Genomic DNA, 2758 nt, shown 5'->3' on the forward strand with positions numbered 1-2758 from the left:
GACCGCGCCGGCCCCGAGTGCGGCGGCGAGTGCGCTACGCACCCGGCACCGCGTCGGGGTCGGTGGCACCCGCGGGCTCCGCGTACTCCAGCCGCACCAGCCGGTCGTCGTCGTAGACCACCGAGGTGACGCTGGCCAGGCCGCACTCCCGCCTGCGCGGGTCGTGCAGGTAGCTGCGGCCCTCCAGGTGCAGGCGCACGGTCCAGATCGGCAGCTGGTGGCTGACACAGACCGCCTCGCGCCCGCGCGCGGCGTCGCGCGCCGCGTCCAGGGCGCCCATCATCCGTACGACCTGCTCGATGTACGGCTCGCCCCAGGACGGCTTGAAGGGGTTGGTGAGGTGCTTCCAGTTCTCCGGCCTGCGCAGCGCGCCGTCGCCGACCCCGAAGGTCTTGCCCTCGAAGACGTTGGCGGCCTCGATGAGACGCCCGTCGGTGACCAGGTCCACACCGTGCGACGTGGCGATCGGCGCGGCCGTCTCCTGGGCCCGCTCCAGAGGGGAGGCCACCACATGCGTGATGTCGCGCTTCTCCAGGTGCTCGGCGACCCGGTCGGCCATCCGGCGGCCGAGGTCGGACAGGCTGTAGCCGGAGCGGCGCCCGTAGAGCACGCCGTCCGGGTTGTGCACCTCGCCGTGGCGCATCAGGTGCACGACGGTGATGTCCTTCTCCGTGTTCCCACCGGTCCCGCTCATGCGACGGCCTCCGCCGCGGCGCGGGCGGCGGCGGGCAGCGCCGCGGCGACCCGCTCCAGAGCACGTGCGTCATGGGCGGTGGAGACGAACCAGGACTCGAAGGCGGACGGCGGCAGATAGACGCCCTGCTCCAGCATCGAGTGGAAGAAGGCGGTGAAGCGGAAAGCTTCCTGCTTCTTGGCGTCCTCGTAGTCGCGGACGGGCTGCTCGGTGAAGAAGACGGAGAACATGTTGCTCGCCGCCGACACCGTGTGCGCGACACCCGCCTCGGTGAACGCCTCGCCGACCAGGGAGCGCAGCTCCGCGGAGACCGCGTCGACCTTCGCGTACGCCGCGTCGTCGAGCAGCCGCAGCTGGGCGAGGCCGGCCGCGGTGGCGACCGGGTTCCCGGAGAGGGTGCCCGCCTGGTAGACGGGTCCTGCGGGGGCCAGGTGAGCCATCACGTCGGCGCGCCCGCCGAAGGCCGCGGCCGGGAAGCCGCCGCCCATGACCTTGCCGAAGGTCATCAGGTCGGGCCGCACCCCGTCGATGCCGTACCAGCCGGCCTTCGACGTACGGAATCCGGTCATCACCTCGTCGGAGATGTACAGCGCGCCGTCGGCCGCGCAGATCTCCTTCAGCCCGGCGTTGAAACCGTCCAGCGGCGGTACGACGCCCATGTTGCCCGGCGACGCCTCGGTGATCACACAGGCGATCTCACCCGGCTGCGCGGCGAACGCGGCGCGCACGGCCTCCAGGTCGTTGTACGGCAGCACGATCGTGTCGCCGGCCTGGGCGCCGGTCACACCGGGCGTGTCGGGCAGGCCGAAGGTGGCGACCCCGGAGCCGGCCGCCGCCAGCAGCGCGTCGACGTGCCCGTGGTAGCACCCGGCGAACTTCACGACCTTGGACCGGCCGGTGAATCCACGGGCGAGCCGGATCGCGGACATGGTCGCCTCGGTGCCGGACGACACCAGCCGCACCTGCTCGACGGGCTCGATCCGGGCCACGATCTCCTCGGCGAGCGCGACCTCGCCCTCTCCGGGCGTACCGAACGAGGTGCCGCGGGCCACCGCCTCCTGGACGGCCGCGGTGACCTCGGGGTGCGCGTGGCCGAGGATCATCGGCCCCCACGAGCACACGAGGTCGACGTACTCACGGCCGTCGGCGTCGGTGAGGTACGGACCCGTACCCGACACCATGAACCTGGGCGTACCGCCCACGGCCCGGAAGGCACGTACGGGAGAGTTCACGCCACCGGGCGTCACGAGGGACGCGCGGTCGAAAAGCGTCTGCGAAACTGGGGCTTCGTATGAATACGCCACTTTGGTCCTGATCTGCGATTCGGGGTTCGGGGGGCCGGCCGGAACACCCGGCCGCCGGTGAGCAGGGAGCGCGCTCTCCCCGTATGAGGCTCGTACAACGAAAAGGCGTCAGTCTCCTCGCGTCTGCGAAACTGGGGCGTCATGGGGAAAGCTCACACATGCCATGGTGTCAGAGGCGTCGACGGTATTGCGGACAGGTGTTTCACCGCACGCCCGTGGGGGAGGTCACTGACGATGATCGGGTTGCGCGGCGGGGCTGTGTCTCCTAAGAAGTAGTCGGGTGGATGAGATATGCATCGCGGTGGCGGAGTGGGCGAAGGGACCGACGACCTGGGGCCCGAGCCTGCCCGGCGAGGTCGGCACCGGCGCAAGGCCGAGCGGGTACGGGACGTTCAGGCGGGTGGTGCCGGTGGTTCAGGGAGCAGGAGCAGTGGACGGGTGGGGGTGACCTACAAGTACTTCGGTGCCCCTGACGGGGCCACCGCCGCACGCGTGCCCATCTCCATGCGCCCCGAGGAGCTGGGCGGGGACGAGCTGGGGATGGGCGGCATGTTCAGCAAGATCAAGCCCGAGACCGTGGCGGCCATGGTCCTCACCGGCATACAGGGCATACCCCTGCACCAGGTCCCTCCGCTGGAGCTGGTCGTGCTGCATCCCGACTACGCGGTGGTCAAGCTGCCGATGACGGTGGTCGACCCGCTGCGGGACGTCGGCGAGGAGTCCGTGGGCGCGGCGGCCTTCATATGGTCCACGGTCCCGG

General features: G+C 70.8%; 3 protein-coding genes. 1 reads left to right on the forward strand and 2 read right to left on the reverse strand.

Annotated elements, in window-relative coordinates; genetic code table 11:
• Positions 1–34 precede the first annotated feature (34 nt).
• Both VN520_RS18255 and hemL read right to left on the reverse strand, forming a co-directional pair.
• Entirely contained in the window at positions 35–694 is a 660-nt protein-coding gene (locus VN520_RS18255) for a histidine phosphatase family protein (RefSeq protein ID WP_325747991.1), read from the reverse strand.
• Positions 691–1998 (reverse strand): glutamate-1-semialdehyde 2,1-aminomutase, encoded by a 1308-nt coding sequence (gene hemL / locus VN520_RS18260; RefSeq protein WP_325747992.1) that lies wholly within the window; start codon positions 1996–1998, stop codon positions 691–693. Before hemL ends, VN520_RS18255 begins: the two co-directional genes overlap by 4 nt.
• A gap of 291 nt (positions 1999–2289) precedes the next feature.
• Between hemL and VN520_RS18265 the strand changes: the two genes are divergently transcribed.
• Positions 2290–2758 (forward strand): hypothetical protein (locus tag VN520_RS18265; protein WP_325747993.1); only part of this gene is annotated, 469 nt, incomplete at its 3' end.

Source organism: Streptomyces sp., assembly GCF_035563135.1.
In the GTDB taxonomy this organism is placed as follows: Bacteria; Actinomycetota; Actinomycetes; order Streptomycetales; family Streptomycetaceae; genus Streptomyces.

Excerpts from the sequence above, each read along its gene's own strand:
- VN520_RS18255 (WP_325747991.1), bottom strand. The coding sequence starts at position 694 with ATGAGCGGGACCGGTGGGAACACGGAGAAGGACATCACCGTCGTGCAC.